This is a genomic window from Lysinibacillus sp. FSL K6-0057 (assembly GCF_038630885.1).
Taxonomy (GTDB): domain Bacteria; phylum Bacillota; class Bacilli; order Bacillales_A; family Planococcaceae; genus Lysinibacillus; species Lysinibacillus fusiformis_F.
Map to the genome: position 1 here is coordinate 3030932 of NZ_CP152047.1, position 26094 is coordinate 3057025.

Annotated in this window: 24 protein-coding genes; 7 read left to right on the forward strand and 17 right to left on the reverse strand. The window is 37.2% G+C overall.

Annotation, left to right across the window (positions count from 1 at the left end; all coding sequences use genetic code 11):
• Positions 1–30: 30 nt before the first annotated feature.
• From MHB40_RS15175 to MHB40_RS15205, 7 genes are all read right to left on the reverse strand, one after another.
• Complete coding sequence (locus tag MHB40_RS15175) at positions 31–1230, reverse strand: hypothetical protein (protein WP_342532820.1); 1200 nt, start codon at positions 1228–1230, stop codon at positions 31–33.
• 13 nt (positions 1231–1243) lie between these two features.
• Positions 1244–2071 (reverse strand): hypothetical protein, encoded by an 828-nt coding sequence (locus tag MHB40_RS15180; RefSeq protein ID WP_342532821.1) that lies wholly within the window; start codon positions 2069–2071, stop codon positions 1244–1246.
• Entirely contained in the window at positions 2068–2757 is a 690-nt protein-coding gene (locus tag MHB40_RS15185; protein ID WP_342532822.1) for an ABC transporter ATP-binding protein, read from the reverse strand. Before MHB40_RS15185 ends, MHB40_RS15180 begins: the two co-directional genes overlap by 4 nt.
• Positions 2754–3143: a GntR family transcriptional regulator gene (locus MHB40_RS15190; RefSeq protein WP_004230719.1), complete on the reverse strand. Its 390-nt coding sequence runs from the start codon at positions 3141–3143 to the stop codon at positions 2754–2756. The genes MHB40_RS15185 and MHB40_RS15190 overlap by 4 nt, the downstream gene beginning before the upstream one ends.
• A gap of 337 nt (positions 3144–3480) precedes the next feature.
• Positions 3481–3852 (reverse strand): VOC family protein, encoded by a 372-nt coding sequence (locus tag MHB40_RS15195; protein WP_342443749.1) that lies wholly within the window; start codon positions 3850–3852, stop codon positions 3481–3483.
• Positions 3853–4777: 925 nt separating this feature from the next.
• Positions 4778–5770: an LLM class flavin-dependent oxidoreductase gene (locus MHB40_RS15200; RefSeq protein ID WP_342440814.1), complete on the reverse strand. Its 993-nt coding sequence runs from the start codon at positions 5768–5770 to the stop codon at positions 4778–4780.
• A gap of 74 nt (positions 5771–5844) precedes the next feature.
• Positions 5845–6270 carry a hypothetical protein gene (locus MHB40_RS15205; protein ID WP_036077327.1) on the reverse strand — a complete coding sequence of 142 codons (426 nt, stop codon included), beginning with the start codon at positions 6268–6270 and terminating at the stop codon, positions 5845–5847.
• Positions 6271–6485: 215 nt separating this feature from the next.
• On the opposite strand from MHB40_RS15205, the gene MHB40_RS15210 reads away from it, so the two are divergent.
• From MHB40_RS15210 to MHB40_RS15230, 5 genes are all read left to right on the forward strand, one after another.
• Entirely contained in the window at positions 6486–7253 is a 768-nt protein-coding gene (locus tag MHB40_RS15210) for a TSUP family transporter (RefSeq protein ID WP_342532824.1), read from the forward strand.
• A gap of 152 nt (positions 7254–7405) precedes the next feature.
• The gene (locus MHB40_RS15215; RefSeq protein ID WP_155594023.1) at positions 7406–7924 is read left to right on the forward strand and encodes a sigma-70 family RNA polymerase sigma factor; all 519 of its coding nucleotides are present in this window, start codon (positions 7406–7408) and stop codon (positions 7922–7924) included.
• On the forward strand, positions 7917–8807 hold the full coding sequence (locus tag MHB40_RS15220) for an RsiV family protein (protein ID WP_342532826.1): 891 nt from the start codon (positions 7917–7919) through the stop codon (positions 8805–8807). The genes MHB40_RS15215 and MHB40_RS15220 overlap by 8 nt, the downstream gene beginning before the upstream one ends.
• Positions 8808–8955: 148 nt before the next feature.
• Entirely contained in the window at positions 8956–10080 is a 1125-nt protein-coding gene (locus MHB40_RS15225; protein WP_342532827.1) for an endospore germination permease, read from the forward strand.
• The gene (locus tag MHB40_RS15230) at positions 10080–11549 is read left to right on the forward strand and encodes a spore germination protein (protein ID WP_342440818.1); all 1470 of its coding nucleotides are present in this window, start codon (positions 10080–10082) and stop codon (positions 11547–11549) included. The genes MHB40_RS15225 and MHB40_RS15230 overlap by 1 nt, the downstream gene beginning before the upstream one ends.
• 48 nt (positions 11550–11597) lie before the next feature.
• On the opposite strand, the gene MHB40_RS15235 is transcribed toward MHB40_RS15230, so the two are convergent.
• The 3 genes from MHB40_RS15235 to MHB40_RS15245 form a co-directional block, all read right to left on the reverse strand.
• Positions 11598–12017, reverse strand: coding sequence for an SRPBCC domain-containing protein (locus MHB40_RS15235; protein WP_342532828.1), 420 nt, complete (start codon positions 12015–12017; stop codon positions 11598–11600).
• Positions 12018–12262: 245 nt separating this feature from the next.
• On the reverse strand, positions 12263–12487 hold the full coding sequence (locus tag MHB40_RS15240; RefSeq protein ID WP_342532829.1) for a PepSY domain-containing protein: 225 nt from the start codon (positions 12485–12487) through the stop codon (positions 12263–12265).
• Positions 12488–12630: 143 nt separating this feature from the next.
• Positions 12631–14391: an ABC transporter ATP-binding protein gene (locus tag MHB40_RS15245; protein ID WP_342532830.1), complete on the reverse strand. Its 1761-nt coding sequence runs from the start codon at positions 14389–14391 to the stop codon at positions 12631–12633.
• Between the two features lie 416 nt (positions 14392–14807).
• Between MHB40_RS15245 and MHB40_RS15250 the strand changes: the two genes are divergently transcribed.
• Entirely contained in the window at positions 14808–15569 is a 762-nt protein-coding gene (locus MHB40_RS15250) for a TerC family protein (protein ID WP_205444099.1), read from the forward strand.
• A 204-nt stretch (positions 15570–15773) separates the two neighbouring features.
• Positions 15774–16283 carry a ferritin gene (locus tag MHB40_RS15255; protein ID WP_009370301.1) on the forward strand — a complete coding sequence of 170 codons (510 nt, stop codon included), beginning with the start codon at positions 15774–15776 and terminating at the stop codon, positions 16281–16283.
• A 647-nt stretch (positions 16284–16930) separates the two neighbouring features.
• Here MHB40_RS15255 and MHB40_RS15260 read toward each other — a convergent pair.
• The 7 genes from MHB40_RS15260 to rbsK all read right to left on the reverse strand — a co-directional run bounded on the left by MHB40_RS15260 (position 16931) and on the right by rbsK (position 25899).
• Positions 16931–18103: an iron-containing alcohol dehydrogenase gene (locus MHB40_RS15260; RefSeq protein ID WP_342440822.1), complete on the reverse strand. Its 1173-nt coding sequence runs from the start codon at positions 18101–18103 to the stop codon at positions 16931–16933.
• A gap of 17 nt (positions 18104–18120) precedes the next feature.
• Entirely contained in the window at positions 18121–18966 is an 846-nt protein-coding gene (locus MHB40_RS15265; protein WP_342440823.1) for an N-acyl homoserine lactonase family protein, read from the reverse strand.
• Positions 18967–18986: 20 nt separating this feature from the next.
• Positions 18987–20408, reverse strand: a complete 1422-nt coding sequence (locus tag MHB40_RS15270; RefSeq protein WP_342440824.1) for an aldehyde dehydrogenase family protein — start codon at positions 20406–20408, stop codon at positions 18987–18989.
• Positions 20409–20508: 100 nt separating this feature from the next.
• A complete protein-coding gene (locus MHB40_RS15275) occupies positions 20509–21522 on the reverse strand; it encodes a LacI family DNA-binding transcriptional regulator (RefSeq protein WP_342532831.1) in 1014 nt (337 codons plus the stop codon).
• Positions 21523–21582: 60 nt separating this feature from the next.
• On the reverse strand, positions 21583–22803 hold the full coding sequence (locus MHB40_RS15280) for an RtcB family protein (protein WP_342440826.1): 1221 nt from the start codon (positions 22801–22803) through the stop codon (positions 21583–21585).
• Positions 22804–22907: 104 nt separating this feature from the next.
• Positions 22908–24758, reverse strand: coding sequence for a dynamin family protein (locus MHB40_RS15285; RefSeq protein WP_342440827.1), 1851 nt, complete (start codon positions 24756–24758; stop codon positions 22908–22910).
• 256 nt (positions 24759–25014) lie between these two features.
• Positions 25015–25899, reverse strand: a complete 885-nt coding sequence (gene rbsK / locus MHB40_RS15290) for a ribokinase (protein ID WP_342532833.1) — start codon at positions 25897–25899, stop codon at positions 25015–25017.
• Positions 25900–26094 lie beyond the last annotated feature (195 nt).

Sequence of the window (26094 nt, forward strand, 5' to 3'; positions counted from 1 at the left end):
AGAGCGATAAATCGTAGGTTATACCTGTTCTTAATGCGTAGTATATAATTGTTCAATAGTAAGTGAGGAATCCGCCTCTTGATTTTTTTTGTCTTCGGAGATGATTTTCCCTTCATAAATCAATTCACCTGTTTTTAAATCAACGATAGACAACCACTGTCCGTCAGAAACTCGATACACTAAATAAAATTTACCTTCTGTTATACGTAAAAAAGGAGCATCCTTCTCACTCATAATGCTTGAATATTGAAGGGTAAAAGGTTTTTCCCACTGTTTTTTTTCAATATGATAACGATGCAGCGTTAAACCATTAGCTGAATAAACAGGAATGAATATTGTTTCTTCATGAATGTGCATTGCCTTCCGATAGGGTTTTAATTCTTCTGGAATAACCCATTCCTCTACTTCATTCTTGGCGTTGTTATAAAGATAAATCTGACTAGAGATAACTTCTGCCTCAGAATCTTCTTTTCGATCACTGTATTTTTCCACCATATATAAATAATAATTTTCGTTTTGAATTGCATTGTTTTCATTAAAAATACGGATACTGGATGTGCCTCTTTCTTCCATCACATATTTCGCAAGAATGGAATCATTCACCAATTCCTTTTTGTTTTCATCAATTGTATAGATATGCAACTCTTCTCCGCCATTTATGGGATAGTTTGTTGTTAAAATATTTATTTTTCCATCTCCTACGTAGACGTCATTCATATTGATCCAATCATAGCTTGTTTGGACTGGTATATCGATTTTAAAGGAAGAACTGTCATTTGTATTTTTATCAAGTGTATCGATTTGAAGAGTCAATACATTGCCTTTAGCTTCTTTTCGACCATCATCTAGAAACGTTGTGTAAATCAAACGTGCTTTGTCTTCAAAATATTTTCTTGGATCAAATTCTTTCCCTCGCATAAAATTACGGTGTTCATCAATATATTTTCGAAGAATCATAGGCTCATTCGGGGCAATCAAATCTCTAAAAAAAGACTGATTATTTGGATTCGTGGAACCATCCTTTGATATGTACAACATATGATAAAATTCATTACTCTTATAACTTGTTTGAAGGATAAGATTTTCGATTTCTTCCTTGTTTCCGCTGATCGTTTCAATTTTAAAGGATCTATCATTTTTGGAAGCCATTGCTGTTTTTTGGATATAGTAAGAACCGATTATCGCCACGATTAAGATACTAATACATATTATTTCCCAATATTTTTTCATTGTTATACCTCCTCTAGACCCTGATTTTATATTTTAGTAAATGATTCGCAATCCAAATGGCACTTCCTAAAACGATCATGCTTGCTACCACTACCATTAAGAAAATTTCAAGTGGATAAAAATAGTTTGTATAGAAATTAACGAAGAAGATTGGAGCATAAAAGACAACGAGTGACAACAATCCATAAAAAATTGCACCAAAGATACCTTTTAAACCATAACTTCGCTCAATTAAAATGGCCGTAAATATTACTGCTACGAAAAGTAACCCAACTGCATATACCAGGATAAACTCTGTAAAGGTAGTCGGATACAGCCACCTCCACATATTTAGAGTAGAACTAGAATAAATTGAAAAATTTGATTGGAAATCTATTGGTATCATGCTATTGACAATTTGTTTTTCCATCAAAATTAGCACTATTTGCAAGGCAATCAATCCAAGAACCAGAAGCATTATGGTTGTTAATTTAGCAAAATAAATGACCATTCTTTCGGTTGGCAACATTAATAATCTGTAAATGAATGTATTTTTTCCAAACCAATCTCGATACCAAATAAAGAAAACATAAATCATCAGCATGGCGATACAAAAAAAGATTGGCAGCAGAAACCATTCAGAATCAGTGAATTGATCAAAAGAAAAAGTCCCATATTGCTCCTTATACTGGTTCATAGATAACTGTTTTTCAGCCATCATCTGTTTGGCATTTTTCATATAGGTTTGTGAGATGATCCACGCTCCAATAAGCTGACTAAGAATGGTCAAGCCTATTAAAATAAGGTACAATTTAAAAAATCGATTTACTTCAAAATTGACAAGTTTTAAATAGTTTTTCATGCTCGATATACCTCCCTCATCACATCAACAACTGATTTTCCTTCATTCTCACGTACTTCCTCCACGCTAAATTCCCTCAATACTGCACCGTCATCGATAAGGACTGCTTTATCAATCAAGTGTTCAATATCAGTAATTTCATGCGTTGTTATAATAACTCCACGTTCTTCAATTAAATGGCTTGTAAACACTTCTGCAATCTGTTCACGAGAGAAAATATCAATACCAGAGAATGGTTCATCCATCAGTAAGTAATCCACATCCAGTGACAAACCTAGTAGCATATTCACTTTCGCTGTATTCCCTTTCGATAAGTTAGCAATTCGTTCAGTTGGATCAAGTTTAAAAAATTGCAGTAATTCTTCTGCCCTCTGAGGATTCCAGCTTTTATAAAAATCAGCCATGAACGTAAAAGCTTCACAGATTTTCATTTGTGGCAACATCGTTATCGTGTCGGGGATGAAGGTGATTTTTTCAAAACTTTTTTTTGTGATTTTTTCTCCATCAATCAAAATTTCACCGCTATTAATTGGTGTGAGCGCCATAATAGCTTTCATAATTGTCGTCTTTCCTACGCCATTTATTCCGATTAAACAAGTAATCTCCCCTTTTTCTGCAGTAAAAGAAAAGTCTTTTAAAACCTGCTTCCTGCCGTACTTCTTCTTCACATTTTTTACTTCAATCATTTCGATTCCTCCGCTTCTCCGCTTTCGGCATCATGTTTTTTCTTTACGAGTTCCAACACTTCTGCTAACGGCACATCGATAGATTTAATAGAGCCTAAAAATAAGTCAACCGCTTCGATAATCAATTCCTCACGAACATTTTTAAGGACCGCTTCATCTTTCGTAATGCAGCTAGGCATATTCCCCTCTGTAAAAATCAATCCTTGTTCCTCCATTTCCTTATAAGCTCGTTGTGCAGTATTAGGGTTAATCTTTAATTGATTGGCTAATTCCCTTCTGGATGGAATTTCCTGACCAGGCTCATAAAATCCCTTGGCAATTTGTTCTTTCAAATGCCGAATCACCTGGACATACACCGGGTCCCGATTATTAAAATTTATAGTCAATTAACTCAACTCCTCAAAAATTAATTTTGTGTATTAACCACTTAATACACAGTGTGCATAATGATGGGTTGCACCTATCATGGACCTATTATTTTTTAGTATATTAATCACTTAATACACAGTCATTAAAAAAGTGTATTAAACAGTTAATACACTTCTTGAAATGTATTATATGCTTAATACACATTTTAAGTCAATCATTTTTATGGAAATCACAACCAGTTGTGAAAGATATAAGAAAATACTATTCAAACTAACTACAGCAGGTCAAAATGAGTGATTTTTAATAGGGATATCAGCACTAAAAAAAGCGATTCTTGGATAGAATCACTTCGTTTCATCTGTGCTGGTCTAAAAGGATGATATTACCATCAGGGTCTTCAATTGTAAGATTTGCTGGCCCATTGCTTGCTTCATCTGCTTCAGATAATAATGACATCCCCTTTGCTTTAAGCTCTTTTTGAATAGCTCGAATGTCTGTAAATGACTGAAGATTCTCAGCATTTTCATTCCATCCTGGATTAAATGTTAAAAGGTTCTTTTCAAACATTCCTTGGAATAAACCAATGACACAACCTTCATTTTTCATAATGAGCCAGTTTTGCGTTATATCACCCATCATCACTTCAAATCCCAGCTTTTCGTAAAATGATTTTGATTTGTGAATGTCCTTCACACTTAAACTTACAGAGAATGCACCTAGTTTCATCATAATCCTCCAATAAAAGTTAATTTGGTAAATTAAGTATACTATTTTATTAAGATTTTTGTTATTATTTCTTCTTAAAAAACGGTAAACCACATAAAGTAAAGCCGAGTGAAAAAGTCATTGACAAAAATACAATTTGATAAAAATCGATTTTTGATGGCTCTATTACATAGTAAATGATTAAGCTACAACTACTATATAAAATAAAACAAGTCATGAATTGATAGAACCTTTTTCTTTTATCTATTTTATTCAATTTTCTTATATTGATTAGAGATTTCATGACGAAGAAAATACAAAATAAAAGAAGGAAAATTAAAAAACTAAATACAAATTTTGCTGCAAGTAAATGATCAATATCCTGATATACAATAAAAAAGGTAATGATCATTCCAACTACAATTAGCATGTACAACATGCCTGTAAAAATATTTTTCTTCAATCAGACTACCCCAAATTCTTTATTTATCACTACGCCCATCTTCTCAATAATCATGCGATTTGTTAACTGGTAATTAATGCATGATACTTTGTATTTATTTCGTACTAACAATAAAACAAAATTTTTTGTTCACAGAACGTATAAAAAATAAAAGTTGATCTATACTATTAAAGATTTCACTTCAAATCCAATGACTAGGAGGGTTAACCCGATGAGTGCGATTGATCGATAACTCAGAAGGACCATCAAAGCTGAATAAGCTAAAGTACAGATTTCTTAGGAATATCTTAAGATCCTATGCGGAAGCGAGGCAGTGTGTCATGGAGCAAAAAATGTAAGTGGTAATCAGACCCGGAAATTTATTTCCGGGTTTTCTATTTTGTCCATCTATTTGCAATTAATTTGTTCTAAAACCAAAATAAAACATAAAAAAATCACCTCGTTGAATAATTACGAGATGATTTTTAGCAAATTTTATTTTTTCTATATTAATTCCTTTGCCAGGAATCTATAGGTATTTAAACGACTTTCTAATTCATATTGATTGCAATTTAGCATCACTTCATCAAAGCCATAGCGTTCTTGCTCGGCGCTTAAAAAAGCAGCAACGTCTTGTGGGGTCCCAACAAGATTCGCCTTTCGATTATTGTCAATCGTCAATTTATCCATTTCTGTTAATGGGTAATCCTTTGCTTCTTCAGGTGACATCGTTTGAATGATTTGCCCTTTCATTAATTGAAGACGAGAAATATCGATCGGTTTAGCTAAATATTCCGCTTCTTCTAATGTAGGGGCAACGGTTGCTGCATATGTCACAATGATTTGTGGTTTATCCATATAATAAGAAGGTGTGAAGTAGGCTTTATAGGCATCAAAGATATCCTTTGACATATTGCCAGTGAAAAATTGTGCATATGAATAGCCTACTCCCAGTTGTCCAGCCTGCATTGCACTCTGACCACTCGAGCCTAGTAACCAAGCCTCTGGTAATGAAATATGAGCAGGAGCTGCAACGACTTGATCATAGACATGTTCACCTGTTTTTTGATTATTCATCAGTTTTAAAATGATTTCGAGCTTATCATACTGTTCCGTGAAGCGTTGTCGTCTTCCCTCTGCCAATGCATAAATAGCTGCATGATCACCGCCAGGAGCTCTACCTACACCAAAATCAATACGATTTGGTGCTAGTCCCGACAATGTTTTAAAAACCTCTGCTAGCTTATAGGGTGAATAATGCATCATCATGACGCCACCTGTACCAATGCGTAGGCGTTTTGTTTTCGCAGCTAAAAAAGCAGCGGTTACTTCAGGAGCTGAACTCGCCAATGACTGACTATTATGGTGTTCAGCTAGCCACATTCGATGATAGCCAAGTTCTTCACCTAGTAGTGCTAGTTGTTCTGTACGTTGAAAGGCTTCCTCTGCAGAATGACCTTTGGGAATGGGCATTTGATCTAACATACTTAATCTCATTTAAAACATCCTCTCTGTCTCTAGCTCCCCCTTTTACTGTAATACAGTTTGGATGATTTACAAAATAAAAAACCTTACTCATAAGCTAGTTGTTTCTTTTCCCATGTGTGATAGACCATGCCAACAAGCTTTTGTTGTTGTTGCTGATTTAATACTACATCTTTAAATTTCATTGCCTCTAGAGAAAATTGCTGCGTTTGTTCGTTCACGACAAATTGGAGGATAGCATGTCCTTTTTCGTCTTGAAACGTTATATCACCTGATAATTCTACAACTTGTTCCCCTGTTTTCGCTTCATAATAGCGCCAGTAAGGTTCAAAAAAAGCGTAATTAAATGCATTTCGAACTGTGACATCCGAAAAATTCTCCAAATAACCTTCCTTTACGGTATCAATATACTCATGGTCTGTTATATCTTTTTTTGCATTAAAGACATACCCTACAAGTACTCCCATAAACACAACACAGAGAAATACGCGTATATGATTTCCTAAACTCATGTCATCACGTCCCCTTTACGTAAAAACACCATCATTTACATAATACATCAAAATAATGACTCCAAGTAGAAATTTTTTGAATAATGTAGAAATTATCATCAACCTTTATTCAATCACTTCATTTACTTCTATCAAAAAATAATGGAAAGCGTATTTACAGCCCACCCTCATTTCGCTACTATCAGTTTATTATGATAGAAAAGAGATGACCTATTGTGCCTTTTGATTTAGATGTAAATATTTTATTAATCTTACTCCTCTTCGGTTTTTTAGCAGCCTTTATTGATTCAGTGGTTGGAGGAGGCGGGCTTATCTCTTTACCAGCTCTTATGTTTGTTGGCCTTCCTCCCTCTGCTGCAGTAGCAACCAATAAATTGGCAGGTACGATGGGTTCCCTTACTAGCACAGTGACATTTTATCGCTCTGGTAAACTAGATATTAAAGCCGTCTATAAGCTATTTCCCTTTGTCTTTTTTGGTTCTATGCTTGGTGCTTGGATTGTCCACTTAATGGACCCAAGTGTATTGAAGCCCTTAATGCTGATTATGCTTGCAGCGGTGGCCATCTATACCATCTTTAAAAAAGACTGGGGCAGTATGACTACCTATAAACAATTAACGCCAAAACGCTCTATTATTTTTGTTATCGTAATGACGCTTATTGGCTTTTATGATGGCTTTTTAGGACCCGGGACAGGCTCATTTTTACTGTTTGCTTTTCTCATGGTTGGTTTTGATTTTTTACAATCGGCGGGGAATGCTAAATTCTTAAATTTTGGCAGTAATATAGCGGCCCTTCTTATGTTTATATACTTAGGACAAATAAATTATGCCTATGGTCTACCAATGGGCCTAGCACAAATTGCAGGTGCCATAGTTGGCTCAAAATTTGCCATTAAACGCGGCAGTGGCTATGTACGTAAATTATTTATCGTTATGACCATTCTATTACTCTTGAAAAATACATATGACTATTTTTCATGATGAACCGTTATGACGTATGCCAATACGATAGAAGGATCAAACTTATCTCAAATGGGGGTAAGTTTTTTTCATGGCATCAACTTTTTCCCTCTTCTCGTACGTCTAGTAAATGTATACAATTTGACAATGTTAAAAAAGGAGCTTCTTTGGACATGAAAACAAGAAATGCATTTCAACATGAAGAGGTGTTTGTCCAATTCATTCGAGAACAAAAAGAGCGTTTTTATTTGCTCGCGTATAGCTATACAAAAAATGAACAGGACGCACTAGATGTTGTACAAGACAGTATCCAAAAAGCCATGCTTTCATTAGATCGACTTGAAAATGTGACCTATATGAAAAGCTGGTTTTACAAAATAGTTGTCCGTACAGCCATAGATTTTTTACGTAAGCATAAACGCTTACAAGTGACAGATGACGATACATTACAATATTTGACACCTGCTCAAGAGGATGTTTATGAGAACGTTGACTTGGAGCATGCGTTGGATGAGCTCCCGCAAATGTATCGTGAGGTTGTCATTCTCCATTATTTTGAGGATTTAAAACTCGCTGACGTGGCGAACATCCTCGATATTAAGTTGAGTACAGCCAAATCGCGTCTTTATAAAGCATTAAAACTATTGAAAATACAATTGGAAGATGTGAAGGGAGAAACTGCACATGGATAAAAAATTACAGGAGTTAGAAAAACAATATATGGAAGTCCCGATTCCGAAAGAACTAGATTTCGTGGTTGAAAGAGCACTTAAACAAGGTCGTAAAAAGAAAAAAAATCGTACACCACAATGGGTACTTGGATCTGCCGCTGCAGCTATGCTGTTTACTGCTGGTTTAAATGTGAGTCCTGCAATGGCTCGTACACTCTCAGAAATACCCGTAGTTGGTAGTGTGATAAAAGTATTAACTTGGACAGAATATGAGGTTGCAGAAGACAATTATGATGCAAATATTAAAGTACCTTCTATCGAAAATTTAGAAAATCAAGATCTTGCTCATACATTAAATGAAAAGTATCGTGCCGAAGGTAAAACACTTTACGATGAATTTATGGCAGAAGTAGGCGATTTAAAATTGAATGGTGGTGGCCATTTAGGTATCGATAGTGGCTTCGAAATCAAAACCGATAATGAACAAATTTTATCGATCGGTCGTTATGTAGTGAATACCGCTGCTTCTTCTTCAACGGTGATGGAATACGATACGATTGATAAAGAGAACGAAATTTTAATTACATTACCTATGCTCTTTAAAGATCAGCACTATATTAATGCAATCAGTGAAAATATCAAAGAACAAATGCGTACACAAATAGCTGAATCGAATCAGGATAAAGTTTATTGGGTGAAGGGTGCTGGACTTGCCGATGAAGAAATAATGGAGGAATTTACAGCCATTAAACCCGATCAGCAATTCTATATTTCTGATAAAGGCAAGCTTGTGATTTCCTTTGATAAATATGAAGTAGCACCTGGCTATATGGGCGTTGTAGAATTTGAAATTCCAACAGATATTTTAAAAGAAGATCTTGTAAGCACAAAATATATTCATTAATTTAGCTTACTTTTCCTATGACGAGGTATTGGATGATTGCATCAGCCAATACCTCGTTTTTTCATAAAGCCATACCATTTTCTGCTTATAAAGACGTCATTTTTTGTCTAAGCTAATATGTATCAATCAATGTTAGAGGGTTTTCAACATGAAAGGTGTAGGATCAATCAGTATTTTACATGTCATCTTCCTATCAATGACTGTTATTGGCTTAAAAAATCATGTAACCATTATTCCCCCACTGCTAGATGTGGCCAAAAGAGATGGCTGGCTATCAGTATTGTTGGCTGGAGGCATTATTTTCTTTTGGCTATTTTTATTAGTATATATTCAATCGAAGTCTAAACAGGAGCCTATTCGAGACTGGCTAACCGAAAAAATCGGAAAAATTGGCTCTTCTATTGTTATTTATACTATTGTTATTGTTTTAATGATTATGGCAGCTTTCACTATGGTCGAAACATTGCAATGGGTGAATACAACATTTTTACCACAAACACCTGTTATCATTTTGTTATTTATCTATACCATTCTGTGTATTCTCCTTGTGACGACTAGCTTACAGACGATTGTCATTTTAAACGTTTTTGTATTATTCGGTGTAGTTATCTTTGGCTTTTTCGTTGCCTTTACCAATATGCAGGTAAAAGACTATGAATTATTACGTCCATTTTTTGAGCATGGATTTCAGCCTGTGTTTCGAGGCATGATATTCCCTTCATCCGGGTTTATTGAGCTTTTAATGCTGCTATTTTTACAGCATCAATTTAAGGAACGAATTCGTTGGTACCACTTTGCTATTATGCTGGCGATTTTAGTAGGATTGACGTTAGGACCATTAATTGGGGCCATTACAGAATTTGGACCAAATGAAGCGGCTAAGCAACGCTATCCTGCCTATGAAGAATGGGGATTAGTAACAATCGGTCGCTATATTGAGCATCTTGACTTTTTCTCCATCTATCAATGGCTAACAGGAACCTTTATTCGCGTAAGTTTCCTTTTATATATCGTGGCAGATTTATTGAAAATGACAGGAAATCCAAAGCGTATATGGCAAATGCTTGCTCCTCCCTTCTTTATCCTTTGTTTACCATTAATTATGCTAAATGAAAGCTTATTTTTGAAGGTAAAAGGAAATTATATACTAACTTCCACTTTTATTTTTTTCTTTGTGCTATCAATATTTTTCGTTATCGTAGCTTTCTTGTCGGATAAATCTTCTAAAAAGGGGAAAACTGAAAAACAAGACATGAAAAGTGGTGAATCGTAATGCCTCAGCAAGAGCAGCTGGATCTTAGTACGCTCAGAAAATTATTTCAAAAATCAGCAGATATTCAATTTCAGGAATATATGTTTAATCAGCAGAAAATACACTTTATTACGTGTGATGCCATGATTGATCAACAAATGCTTAATGAAGTGATTATTCAACGTATTCAATATTTATATGATCATTTGGATGAGGTTCCCTTTGAAGAGAATATTGCAAGGCATCTTCATGTTCCGAGTATTCAAAAAGTCCAAGACAAGGAACAGCTGATTACATTGGTCTATAGTGGCTTCTTGTTGTTGTATTTTGATGAAGACAATCTTTTGTATGCGAGTAATATTGCCCAAAAGCCAAATCGTCAACCTGAAGAAACGCGCATGGAGGTTCTTGTTAAAGGACCCAGGGATAATTTCATTGAAGATATTCGCGTCAATATTGCATTGATACGAAAACGCTTGCCGACCAATTCTTTTTGTGTAGAAAAAATGGAGCTTGGGAAACGATCGAAAACTACGGTAGCCATTCTTTACTTTGATGATATTGTGGATATGGATATTTTGCATGGAATCAAAAAGCAGCTTGCAGCCGTCGATACGGATATTGTTTTTAGTGGCGATTTATTGATGGAACGGGTGAATAAAAATTCCAAGCTTTTTCCGAAGTTTGATTATACAGGGCGCCCTGATTATGCGGTTCAAGCCTTGGCAAGAGGTCGATTTATCATTTTTGTAGATGGTGTCGCCTACGCCGTCGTTACACCTGTTAATCTGTTTCTATTGCTGAAATCGGCTGAGGATAATGAATACCCTATTATCTTTAGTTCACTCGAGCGATTATTAAGGATATTCGGTATTTTAATTGGTTTATTACTCCCTGCATTCTGGCTTGCCTTAACAACCTATCATCAAAATCAATTACCGCTTCAACTACTCGCAACCGTTGTGCAAGCAAAATCGGGCTTACCGCTTCCCTCTTCGCTTGAAATGCTGCTGATGTTGCTCATGTTTGAATTGTTTCGTGAAGCAGGCTTGCGTCTTCCCTCCGTTATAGGTGGAACCATCAGCGTTGTAGGTGGATTAATTATCGGGGATGCAGCCATTCGAGCAGGCGTAACGAGTCCTGAAATGATTGTTGTCATCGCTATTTCTACGATTGCCTCGTTTACATTAGTGAATCAGTCACTTGTTACTTCCGTCAGTATATTGCGTGTCGCCTTTATCTTTGCTAGTGCCTTTTTTGGATTATTCGGCTTCTTTGTTTCTTTATATCTGACCCTGCTTTACTTAAGTAATATTCGAATATACGGTTACTCTTACATGAATCTGGCAACAGATCTAAATTGGGCTACCATTAAAAAATCCATCTTTCGTTTATCACCTAAGGGCTATACAGAGCGCAACAAAGCACTTGCTCCTCAGGATTATACACGAACATCAAAGGGACATGAAAACAAGGATTCCCAAAATTAAAACCAATAGCATCCCTTCAAAGCTGATAGGGATGCTATTTTTGTTCGCTCAAATATTTTGTGTCCTTTCTTTAATAGCGTCCAGTACACTTTCCCAATGATTTTTCATTTCTTCTCGTACTGTCTGATCAGAAAGATGTTCTTGATGAAAGCTAATGGTCGTTTTATTACGTTCTTTGGGTAAAATACGGATTTGTACGGTAGATGGTTTTGACCACTCTTCCTTTTGCCAAGTCAATCGAAGCTGCTCTAACGGTTTAACAATCCTAATTTCGCCTGTCCCCGTCTTTGAATGGTACTTGTGCCCAGGCTCTAGTATAACTGCCGTGCCTTCACCCAACCATGCATGTACCCCTTCTGCCGTCGTAATCAGCGCCCATGCTTGCTCCTGCGAGATTGGAAATGTCCTTCTAACCCCTACTTGAAAGCCGACACTCTTCGTTTGACCGATGATTTTTTCGTTATCCATTGCTTCACCTCTACTATTTCATGATTTATAGTGGGACTGTTGTGTTCTATTCGATTTACTTGCTTAACATTCCTTCTATGTATTCATAAATTTCACTAAGTAAGATCATATTTGTACTTCATATAAAATTTATTAGCACAGAAAATCACTTCAGCGTGATTAACCAAAACCCTGAATTTTTCATATTAAAAAAACCCAAGTTCAAATAAATTTGAGTACTTGGGAGTTACTTTATTTATAATCAATTAATCAAAATCATTTTCTTCTTCAATTTTTCGAATAGCACCTGTCTTTGCATTTACTTCCACTTCATAAATCTTATTTTGAGCAGTCAAAATAAATATTTCATAGACTAAAATTCCATTTTCCATATCCATGCCATAATGGATGATTTGACCTGGCACCCTTTGCATGGCAATTTGCATAGCATATTGAAGCGATACCCTTTGATTATTCGATGGCATTACCATTCAATCATCTCCCCCTTATTACATAAACCTATATTATGCATGTAGGGAAATAGTGTGCTTTTGATACAGCATGAGCAGTACAAGTAACTAAGGGAACTAAAAAAGGGAGATTGTTTTAAAAACAATCTCCCCCTTTCCTTCATTTACGTCAATTCAACAAAATCTTTCTGAACGCTTGGTTCTGTTTGTCCTTTGCGAAATTGAATATGATGGAGTTTGGCAAAGATACCATTTTGAGCAACAAGCTCGTCATAAGTACCATCCTCTTCAATCCCTTTCGGTGTCACAACTAATACGCGATCTGCATTGCGAATAGTTGCCAATCGGTGGGCAATAACTAATGTTGTACGATTTTCAGCTAGCTCGGTTAATGATTGCTGAATAATCATCTCTGTTTCCGTATCTAAGGCAGATGTTGCCTCATCTAAAATCAAGATCGGTGGGTTCTTTAGGAACATACGAGCAATCGCTAGTCGTTGCTTTTGCCCCCCTGATAATTTTAAGCCACGTTCGCCAATTTGTGTATCGTAGCCATCTGGTAGCTCTGCGATAAATGCCTCTAAATGAGCCTTTTTCGCTGCCTCTCGAATTTCTGCTTCACTGGCGTCTAATTTTCCATAGGCAATGTTTTCGCGAATCGTCCCTGTAAATAAGAAGACGTCCTGCTGTACGATACCAATTTGAGCACGCAATGATGCCTGTGTCATATTACGTATATCGATGCCATCAATCGTAATAGCACCATTTGTCACCTCATAAAATCGAGGAATTAACGAGCAGATTGTAGTTTTACCAGCACCCGATGGCCCTACAAAGGCAATCGTTTGGCCAGCTTTTACATTAAATGATATATCACATAAAACTTGTTTTGATGCATCGTAATTAAAATCAACATGATTGAATGCAATATCACCATCTAAGTGTTTAATGTCCTTTGCATTCTCACGGTCTTGAATTTCTGGCTCCTGCTCAATTAATTCACGGAAGCGCTTAAAGCCAGCCATCCCCTTCGGATAAAGCTCTAATAATGCACTAATTTTATCAATTGGTTTAATCAAGACATTCGTATATAAGACAAAGCTTACTAATTCACCGTAAGAAAGCTTTCCATTAAAGCTTAACCAAGCACCGACAACAAGCACTACTAGTGTTAAGAGGCGTGTCATCATGTAAATACTGGAGTGTGTCCCTGCCATAATTTTATAGGCATATAGTTTTGCCGCACGGAAAAATCCATTTTGTTCTTTGAATCGGCTAATTTCAAAAGCTTCATTCGTAAAGGATTTTACAACCCGTACACCGGATACACTATCCTCCACACGTCCATTGACATCAGCAATTTTGCCATACATCGTTTTCCATGCATTGTTCATTTTGACATTACTAAAGGTCACAAGCCAAGTTAAAAATGGCACCATGATCACTGCAATTAAAGCGAGTGTAGGGTTCACATTAAACATAATAGCAAAGGCACCAATAAAGGTCATAATCGCAATAAATAAATCCTCTGGTCCATGATGGGCAAACTCACCTATATCAAATAAGTCATTGGTAATGCGACTCATAATATGTCCTGTTTTGGTATTATCAAAAAAACGAAATGATTGTCTTTGTACATGCGTAAATAATTCCTGTCGCATATCCGTTTCAATGTTAATGCCGAGTTTATGTCCTAAATAGTTTACGATAAAGTTTAAGAATGTACTAATTGCATAAACTAGCAGTAATAAGACACTTACTTTCACAATCATGCCCCAATCGCCTGATGGCAATAACTCATCGATAAACCATTGAACAGCTAATGGAAAGGCAAGCTCTAAGATCGCTACAATGATGGCACTCGAAAAATCGATGACAAACAATCGTTTATGTGGCTTGTAGTAGGAAAAAAATTTTCTATACATGTTTGTCCCCTTTCTAAGTTGTAAAAATTTCGCCTATCTTTTAATAGTACCATTTGTGCAAACGTAACGGAAAAGTATTTTTTCTCCATAGCAGTATATTTTTATTTACTTTCATTTTATTGCATGCTATTATGTTAGTAAGAATTGAATAGCTTTTGACTTTATTGTCAAAGGGGAGTAGCTAGCAGATGCGATCGAAGCATCTGATTCACATTCGTCATTACATGGTTTCTTACCATCGGGTGTGATGGCATAATTTGTCTCACAGAATACATTCTGTGCAACGAACAGTAAATTGCTTAGCAAGACCTTTGCCTATTTTTTAGGCAGGGGTCTTTTTCTTTTGCTTAAAATTGGGAAGAATATGTTAGAAGCAATCATTCATTTCTGTTCATTAATTAAAGGAGGAAACAAATTTGGAGGCAATTATTTTAGAATACGCATGGGTACTCGTCGTATTAATTGTATTAGAAGGTTTGTTAGCAGCAGACAACGCAGTCGTAATGGCAGTTATGGTAAAGCATTTACCAAAAGCACAACAACAAAAAGCTTTATTATATGGATTAGTGGGGGCATTTGTTTTCCGTTTCGCCGCATTATTCCTTATTACAACACTCGTTAATTTCTGGCAAATCCAAGCAATAGGTGCAGCTTATCTATTGTTTATGTCTATTAAGCATATTTATGATTCACGGAAAGCATCCCAAAACTCCGAAGAAATCCAAGAGCCGAAAAAACAATCTGGCTTCTGGATGACGGTTGTAAAAGTGGAACTTGCTGATATCGCGTTCGCGGTAGATTCTATCCTAGCAGCGGTAGCGATTGCTGTCACACTTCCACATATCGGTGATTTTGATATCGGCGGTATTAACGCTGGTCAGTTCGCAGTCATGTTCTTAGGTGGTATTATTGGTGTCATCATGATGCGTTTTGCAGCTCGTTGGTTTGTGAAAGTTCTTGACAAATTCCCGTCACTGGAAACAGCTGCCTTCCTAATTGTTGGCTGGGTTGGTGTAAAGTTAGCTGTATTAACATTAGCACATGAAAAATTAGGTGTGATTCCACATGAATTCCCCCACTCCACAATTTGGAAAGCTATTTTCTGGATTGTCTTAGTTGCTATCGCATTAGGTGGCTACTTAATCGGTGTCAAAAATCAAAAGAAACAAGCACAATAATGATGAAAAATTCGCTTCGATTACGATCGGGGCGATTTTTTCTAGCTTCTTTTTGAAAATTAAAAAGAAGGAATCTTCTAATTGAGAACGAATATCAATTAAATTTTGCACAAATTGCCTTGAAAATTAAATTTTTTGTATGTTACTACCTCTACACTGTATACTAGTAAAGAAGTCATTTACTGCAAAAGGAGGAAAACTTTTATGTTATCTGAAAAACTACACACAGCTCTTAACGAACAAATGAATTTTGAATTCTACTCTGCGCATGCCTACATGGCAATGGCAGCCTATTGCACTGATCAAGATTATGATGGCTTCGCTAACTTCTTTTTAGTACAAGCAGAAGAAGAACGCTTCCATGCCATGAAATTTTATAATTTCCTAAGTGATATGGGCTATCGTGCGACAATCCAAGGTTTTGAAAGCCCAGGCAATCATTTCGAATCCATTTTAGATGCCTTTAAAACGGCTCTATCACACGAAAAAGAAGTAACTCGTCGTATTTACAATTTATCAGACATTGCTTTAGATGAACGTGAGCATGCGACAATGGCCTTTTTAAAATGGTTCATTGACGAGCAAGTGGAAGAAGAGTCTACATTCGATACATTAATTCGTAAAATCGAGCGTATCGAAACTGACTCAAACGCTATCTTTATGCTAGATGCCGAACTGGCAACTCGTACTTTTACACCAGATGCGGAAGCGTAATATTTCTTATAAAAAATCTGCCATTAAGGCAGATTTTTTTCATAGTGTTGAAAAACAAAACAGTTAATTGAAAGGTAGAAATGGATTTCCGTTGCAGGCTACTTGCTTTCCTGTGGGCGAGCGCCGAATCGCTTCCTCCGCTACCGCTCCGTGCAGGGCTTCGCCTGTCTCGCTATCCCACGGGAGTCAAGTAGCCTTCCACTTCAACCCACTGACTTTTTAGCAAAGGTTCTCAAATAAAGGGAAGGTCTTCACTACTCATTTTATGGAGAGGTGTTGTCATTCATCACTTCTCTACATTGAAAATAAAAGCCTATACTTTTTCTAATCATACAAATCAGGGGCTATTTTAATCGCTACGGCTAGTATGAAAAATAAGGAAAAGACACTTTTGCAGCATGGTTGATTGGAGTGGAGCCAGCGTCACTCCTAGGGGATTGAGCGTCACAGAGGAGACCCTGGAGCGAACGTTAGTGAGTGAAGCGGCTCCTCGGACGCCCCCTGGAAAGGACGCTGGCGGAACGGAAATCAACCCCTCACCTTGCAAAGTTGCTTTTTCTGCCGTTGACATCATTTTGTTTCAACAACATGAAAAAAATCTGCCATTAAGGCAGATTTTTTAGTTATTGAATCTTTTGAAAACCTCATTACGGTTCTCGTACCACACCAGCAAAGGCAGCTTGATAAATTTGATAGATATCTTCACGCTCTAATGGCATCGGACTTCGCGCTAAAATACGCGTTTGTTTTGTAGCATCCTCTGTTAACTGTTCGAGTGCTGATGCAGGGATATTGAATCCTTGTAATGTTGAAGGAATATTCACATCTTGAACGAGTTGTTGTAAGGCGTCAACACATTTATAGGAAGCCTCTTCCTGCGATAAATAGGAAGATGATATTCCCATGGCATCTAAAATATCTTTCATTCGTTTTTCACAGCTTTGACGAATATACCCCATGACATATGGTAATAGTACTGCATTGGAATCACCATGAGCTATATGGAATTGTCCTCCAAGGGGGTAGGCTAAAGCATGGACGCCTGCTACACCGGCATTGAAAAAGGCTAATCCTGCTAAATAGCTGCCATAACTCATATCTGTACGCGCTTGCTTGTCTTGCCCATTATGGACAGCTGTTCGGATTGACTGGCTAATTAATCGGATAGCTTGTAGTGCAAGTGCATCTGTTACTGCATTCGCATTTACTGATACGTAGGCTTCTATTGCATGAGTTAACGCGTCTACCCCAGTCGCAGCCGTCACCTTCGATGGTAAGGATATCGTTAACGCAGGATCTACAATCGCTACATCCGCTAATAAATAATCATGTGTCACGACATCCTTGGTTGTATCCAGTGATAGCACAGAAATATTTGTTACCTCTGAGCCTGTCCCAGAAGTGGTAGGAATTAAGATTTTAGGTAACCCTTTATTATCTAATGTTTTCGTTCCTGTTAGGTTTAAATAATCTGCAACTTTTCCATCATGTTTTGCTAATACCGCGGCAAGCTTTGCTAAATCTAGTGCACTGCCCCCACCTACACCAATCACCAAATCAAATGGATGCTTTCTCGTAAAATCAACCAGTTTTTCACCAATTGCAAGCGGAGGCTCTGGTGCAATATCAGTATAAATGGTTGTTGTATAGCCTTTCTCAATCAAAGGCTTTTCAACATTGTCTGTTAGACCTATTTCTTTTAATAATGGATCTGTCACGATCAAAATATTGTGCGCGTTAAACTTCTTTACCTCTAGCAGAAGCTGACTCAAACAGCCCCAGCCAGTATAGCTAGCAGGCGTAAAGGTTAATTTATGCATGGCTTCTCTACTCCTATCTATTCATAATAGCCTTCCGTCGATTTTCTAAATGATTTAAATTGAATAGGATCATGGCCAAACCATACTTGTGAATTTGTTTCATGTGCTAGTCTTCGAATCCGTTCCACTGTCGCATTATAGCCTACCGAATCATAGATAATGCCTGGTGGCTTGACAGGAGGGCCAAAGCTTTCTGCCGTATAAATAGCATCCGAAGCTAAAATAATACCACCTGTGTCAGGCATTTGAATATGCAAACCTAACATTCCCCAGGCATGACCACTACCAAAATTTAACACTTGTATCCCTTCAGCTAGTTTCACCTGATCTTCGCCACGTTTGATTAAGCGCCATTGTAGATTGTTTTTAATCCACATATCAATGTCACCCCAAACATAGGCACCGTCTTTCACGTTTCTAGCATATGTTTGTAATGTGCCATTAAACTCATCTTCCTGTACAATAATTGTCGCATTTGTAAAGAGTTCTAAGCACCCTGCATGGTCGAGATGCAAATGGGAAGCAACAACATATTTGATATCCTCTGGACGAACATTTAATTCTTCTAAACGATGATGTAAATAGCATTCTTCTGGCATATTAATAGGAAATGCTTTTTGCGTAAATTCACCCCATCGCCCTTCTGGACCCATCGAGTTTGGATTGCACGCTGTATCAAATAGAATTTTGCCTTCTGGATGATCAATCAGTACTGTATAAACAGGGAATTCAACAAATTCATTTGGTTGATTTGGATGATCGATCGTTGCCGGATTATGCATGGCAATCATATAATTTTTATCCATTCGCATCGTACCATTGTCCATCACATACAATTTTGGATGTTGTTTAATCATTTTCATTTTCCCATCTCCATTCGTGATTATTGGTTATTCCAAATTACTAGCTTCATTTCCGTCATTTCTTCTAACGCATATTTAATGCCTTCACGACCTGTGCCGCTTTCCTTTACACCACCATATGGCATGTGATCTACTCGATAAGTAGGTACATCATTAATGATGACCCCACCAACGTGCAATGCTTTTGTAGTTTGAAAAGCTGTCTCAATAGAAGGTGTGAAGATGCCTGCCTGTAGACCATAGTGAGAATCATTGATAGCCGCTATCCCTTCATCAATGGTGGATATCGTATTAACGATAACGACAGGTGCAAAAATCTCTTCACAGGATACACGACTCTGTGGTTGAACATTATATAAAACAGTGGGCAATAAAATATGATTGTCAATGTGACCACCTGTAATTACTTGTGCACCTTCAGCTACTGCCTCTTCAATCCATCGATAAGCACGCTGTTGTTCAGCTTGTGAAATCATCATAGCAAGATCTGTTTGATTATCCATTGGATCACCAATTGTAAGCTGCTCTATTTTTTCCTTCAGGCGTGTTAAAAATTCCTCAACCATACTTTCCATGACGTAGATACGCTGTAAAGATATACAAACTTGACCTTGATTAGAAAAGGCTCCCATCACAATGCGATCCATAATACGCTCTAGTTGTACCCCTTCATCTATAATTACACCTGCATTGGAACCTAATTCTAAGGTTACTTTCTTCAAGCCTGCACGATTGCGTAGAGAAATCCCTACCGCTGGACTTCCTGTAAACGTTATCATCTTAACATTGGGATGTGCTAAAAATGCATCGCCTACTAATTTACCTTGTCCAGTTACAAGATTAAAGGCACCTGCTGGTACATTTGTTTGCGCCAATAATCTTGCAAGAAAATGGGCGGATAATGCTGTTTGTGTGGCAGGTTTCAAGACAATCGTATTGCCTGCAGCTAATGCTGGCCCAACTTTGTGTGCTACTAGATTTTGCGGAAAGTTAAATGGTGTAATCGCTGCCACAACACCGATTGGCTCTCTTAATGTATAAGCAAAGCGCCCCTCTCCATTTTTTGATGCATCCATTGGAACCATTTCACCAGTAAGTCGCTTTGCTTCTTCTGCCGCAAATTTATAGGTTTCAACTGTGCGATCAATTTCAGCGTAAGCATACTTTAACGGTTTGGCTGATTCCATTGCAATGATACTTGCTGCTTCATCTCTATTTTCTGCAAAAAGGGTGGATAACTGCTCTAATATCTGTGCTCGTTGAAAAGCAGTTAATGCAGCCATTTGAGGAGCTGCAGCATGCGCACTTTCAATGGCCTCCTGTACATCTTTTTCAGTGGCCATCGCAAAGTGTGCCAATACCTCTTGTGAAGAGGGAGCTTGGATCTCCATCCATTCAGCAGTCATCTTCCATTCTCCATTGATCCATAAGCCCTTTTTCAATCGTAATTCACTCCTCTCTCTTTATGGTTACGTATTCATTTCAGAAAATAAAGAAATGAATACGTAACCATTTTGGTGTAAAAAATAAACTGATGGTCTATCAGTTTATTTTACACGTTGTATTTCTTGGGAAAATCTTAACAGACTCTGTTTGTCTAATGCAAGTATTTTTTTTCTCCATTACCTCAAATAATTTTTCGATAGCAATAAAACCTAAGTTCTCTTCTGATGTTAAACCTACTGTTGTTAAGGCAATAGAATGATGTTTACTAAGCTCTACATTATCAATACCAATGATATTAAAATCTCTCGGAACCTGAAAACCTCTCTCTAAACAAAGATTCAATATTTCAATGGCAATGGCATCCGTAGCAGCACAAATAGCTGTTGGTCTTTTTTCGAGTTGTAAGAGTTCTGCAAAAGCACGTTCAATATCCATTTTATTGGTGTTCGTTAAAAAAGTAGGCACTAACTTTGCATCTAGCCCATAATCCTGTAAAGCTTGTTCAAATCCCCGATAACGTCCATAGAAGGTACTCATTTGATGTGGACCCCCTATCCAACATAAAGCGTCATGCCCTAACGATAGGACATGATTGGTCGCAAGGTAACCAGCTTGAACATTATCAATTTCTACAAAATGTCTATTCTCTTTATGCTTACGATTAAACATAATAAATGGAATAGCTAGTTTTTCTAGTTTATAAAATAAATCATCTTGATACAGCATAGAAGACAAAATGATCGCGTCTGCTTTCGTTTCTAAAACTGCATTGTAGATTGAATTAAGATTATCCTCTGTGCCAAAATAGACATTAACTTTATAGCCACGTGCATTAACATAATTCACGATGGCTGTAGTTGTATCAACAAAAAAAGGGTTGTGTAAGGGCCCCGAAATCAATGTAATAATGCCTGTTTTTTTCTGAACAAGCGATCTTGCTATATCATTTGGCACATAGTTTAGCTCCTCTATCGCCTGCATTACTTTTTCAATTGTTTTTGGCTTTACAAGCTCTGGTGTATTCAATACTCTAGATACAGTTGTTTGTGAGACACCAGCATGCTTCGCCACATCTTTTGAAGATACCAAAAAAACCACCCATTTCATCATTGTGAAGCTATATTATATCATCTATAGAATAATGATTATAGTGATGATTCCTTCTCTACTTTAACCCTTTCGCTCATAAGGCTTTACTGCTTCACTCGCTTTAAAGTTATAGACAGGTTTAATGACTTTTATAATATCTACAGTTTCGCCAATCGCAGAAGTAATCTCTGTCATCGGTTTATAGGCCATTGGTGCCTCATCCAAAGTTTCTTCATTGACGGATGTTGTCCAGATTCCCTGCATCGTATCTTTGAAATCGTCCATGTTCAACGCTTTTTTCGCTGCTCGTCGTGAAAACATGCGCCCCGCTCCATGAGGTGCTGAATAATTCCATTCCGCATTGCCTTTCCCTACACAAAGAAGTGATCCGTCACGCATATTCATTGGAATGACAAGCTTTTCATCTTTATTTGCACGAACAGCCCCTTTGCGAAGTGTCATCGTTTCTGTATCAATATAGTTATGAATCGTATCAAACGTATCTGTAAAATGCCAATTCATCTGTTTAGCGATCATTTCAGCAATGGTCCAGCGATTCATACGTGCAAATTGCTGTGCAATCTTCATATCATGAATATAGTCATGGAAAGCTTCACCCTCTAAATAAGCCAAATCTTTTGGAACAAACGGTTTTTGTTCTTTATAGGCTTGTATCATGGATTGAATCTCTTGTTGTCGACCTTGCTGTTTCAATTTTTCTATTTTTCCTGTCAAATCTTCCCGACGTAAATTTTCATAAGCTCTTTTTTGGTGCCAGTTAGCAACCTTTGCCCCTACATAGCGTGAACCCGTATGGATTAATAAATAGTGCTGTTCTTCTTCATCTTTGGCCAATTCAATAAAATGATTGCCTCCCCCAAGTGTACCTAATGACAAGTTAGTATAGTCGTCTTTCAAGCCGCTTGCTCGAAATTGTTTACCTTCAAATTCTAGAAAATGTCGTTTCGGCGATACTTCTTTATGAATGTCCTGCCCACTTGGTACATATGTGCGAATGATGGCATCGAGCTGAGCAAAATCAACTGTTGTTACATCTAGTTGTGCTACAAATACACCACAGCCCACATCAATGCCGACAAGATTTGGTACAACACGGTCTTGTAATTGGATGGTCGTGCCAATGACACATCCTTTACCCGCATGATAATCTGGCATAATCCGTACTGTAGTGCCCGCCATGAAAGCCTGGTCTGTCAATTCCTGAATCTGATCGACAGCTGTTTGTAATGCTGTTTGAGCAAAAATTTTAGCGTTCGTGAAGCGTCCATTTATTTCAATCAAGTGTATCCCTCCTTACTAGTTATACGTAAAAATGGAATGATATGTTTCATATCATAAAGAAAACGCTCTAAAAGCATGCTACTTTTAGAACGTTTTGTGAAAACCTAATCTTCATATTGTACAACTAATTTCTTTGGTATTTCGGGTATATCCTTTGATTTTACATCTTCTTCTTTTAAGGCAAGCAGTTGTAGAGGATATTTTTCTTGAACCTCAAAAGGTATTGCAATACTTTCCATTTTGTTATTCATTTGACTTCGTGCAAGTAAGCCATTGTTTGATAAATCAATCGCTAATATAGCCTGCACAGTTTCCTCAAGCATATCAATATCCTTCGTTTTCAACGGTATTTGCTCATTCATTAAAAATGGTTGAAGATGCTCTTTGATATAGCCCTGTGCTTCAATTAAGCATGAAAATTCATTTAGTTTTTCAGCATAGCGCTTTAATTGGCGTTTATCTTTTGCACGCTGTTGATTTAACTTCAGTACTTTATGTTCAATACGACTCATGCGTTCTTTCACTAAATCAATTAAATAAGGTTGCGTGTCTCGAATCGCTTGTAGCATCGAAGCCTCTGCTTGTTGTACTTTGGCATATTGGGCGATGCAAACCTCTTGCTGCTCATTTAATTTTTGAACACGCTCTTTGAAAAATTCATTTTGCGTATGTTGGCCAAAGATCGCTTTCATCAGACCTTTGCCATGAATTTTTTTATGCTGCGCATCTAAACGCTCATATTCACGTATATACTCACTGTGCATGTTGCGATATTCGCGTAACATCTGTTGATAGTGCACAGCAATTTCAGTAAACTCTTCCACTTTCGTATCTTGTAAATAATCATGTTGTGCGATCGTTTGTAATAGCTGATACAGTGTTTGAACGTGTTTAAACGTATCCGCTACCTGTTCATATTCTTGCTCATATTCTTTAACAATCGCTAAGTCACGTTGATAGCGAGAATATTCATATTGGGTATCGCCTGCGTATTTTTCAATATTCTCAACAGCAGATTGAAATGGATCTCGTTGTGGAATTACCGTTAATTCGAAGCGGAATCGTTCAAGCCATTGTAAGAAGCGGATTAAGATGGCATATGTTTTTTTATCACTATTTTCAGCCACACGATGAATGTGAGCAATTAACTGATCGTACTGGCTTTTTTGCCAAAGCTCATGATTGTCTGTTTGTTTGGCTACGAGAGCATTGGTTGCTGAAATCGCTATAAAATCGCTCATTAAATGGCCAATACGCTGTTGTTCAGAGGTCATAAATGCTTCGGCATGTTCATTGTCATCAATGCCATTGATGACACATAAAGGTTCAACACCTTTATTTTTTAACATCTCAATCAATAAAAGTTCAGCATCAATAGCCATCGAGCCAGCGCGTAACACCCAGAAAATTTCATCCACACGGTTCATAAGCGCCTCTGAAAAATAAGCCATTTCTCCGCCACCTGCTTCTAAAGAAACAGAGTCAATTATTGTCACCGATTTTAATAAATCATTTTTCAAATAGACTTCCAGATAATCTAAATGTTCACGTAAAATTTGGGAAGCAAATGTGTCGCCAGTTGTTAGCAGCTCTAATTTACTGAGATCAAATATAGCCACAACACCATCTAAAAAATAAGCTTTAATCTCTTCTTGTTCTCCGTATCGAATAAATGTATTTACACCTGTTGGATGCTGATCATCTACTGATAATATTTCGCGTCCAAGAAGTCCATTCACAAGTGTCGTTTTGCCCACTCGCTCTTTTCCGACAATTAAAATCATCGTCTGGTTATTGGCATCTTGAATAATTCGATTTAAATGTTTTGCTGTATCTTTCACATATGTATTTTGGACAATGATGCCATACAAGTGTCGTAGTTGATCAACAAGTTGTGGCAAAATATTATTCGCTGAGGTTGTATTTTCGATTGGCGTATTGTCAATGTTCGTCATCCTCAAAACCTCTTTTCGTATGTATCTATAAGACCATTATAAATGAAACTATGGCTTTTCTAATACATGGATTGATGAAAAGAGGACAATATACTTATACGTTTATACGACAAATAGGAATTCATCCTTACACCTATTTCCTGTCTGCTTCATATATGATAGCTACACAGACTAAAGGGAATAGTCCCAGCTATGAGTTTAGAAGTATTAGGCTTGGAGATTTCTCTCCAAGGTTGCTGAATAGCTGACCATTGTCCTATTCCTCCAAACCAGCCATACGTGCATAAACAGATCCAAGTAATGGCATTCCACCTTGGGCACCTAGTTTCTCTACAGATAAGGAAGCAGCGATATTAGCAAAATATACAGCCTCATCCAACGATTGTCCTTCTACTAAAGCATAGGCTAACGCCCCATTAAAGGTATCACCTGCACCAGTTGTATCCACTGCTGTTGTCATATAGCCTGGTACATGGATTGGATAGGAGCCATCGAAATAACGTGCACCATCACTTCCTAGTGTCACGATTAATTTATTCGGATATTTTTCTAAAATTTGATCCACTGGCTCGTTAAAGATTTCTGCACATTCTGTCTCGTTAGGTGTTAAATAGGTAATATCCTCCATCCACTGCACATCAAAATTGGCTGCTGGAGCTGGGTTTAACAGCACAGGAACACCCGCTTCTTTACATAAATGGATTGCATAAGCTGTCGTCTCTTTAGGAATTTCAAGCTGTATGATTACCAAGTGGCTCTTTTGTATCAAATCCTTTGATGCCTCAAGATGTGATAAGGATAACTCATAATTTGCTCCAGGTACGACAACAATTCGATTATCGTTATTGTAAATAAGTATATTAGCTATTCCTGTTGGAGCAGAGGTACTTTTTACAAGGGCATCTGTCTGAATCTGCTCTTGCTGTAAAACGGCATGTAATGTCTCGCCAAAATGATCATCCCCTAAACAACCAACCATCGCCACCTCACTGCCAAGACGAGCAGCGGCAACTGCTTGATTAGCTCCTTTGCCACCTGGAACTGTTTGAAACGAATTGCCTAAAATGGTTTCTCCCTGCTTTGGAAAAGCATTCATTTGTACAACTAAATCCATATTTAAACTGCCTATAACTGTAATCATAGAAATCCCTACCTTTCTTCTTTTGATAAAACAAAAAAACAACTGAAATGAGCACCATCATTTCAGTAGCTAACTTATCATTATAAATCTCATATAAACTAAGAAATCTCCTAAATGCCTATCAAGTTCAATTCTTTTTTATAGTCATGAACAGCAATATTTCTTGTGAATGACCCAAAAAGGCTGCACTTGCTT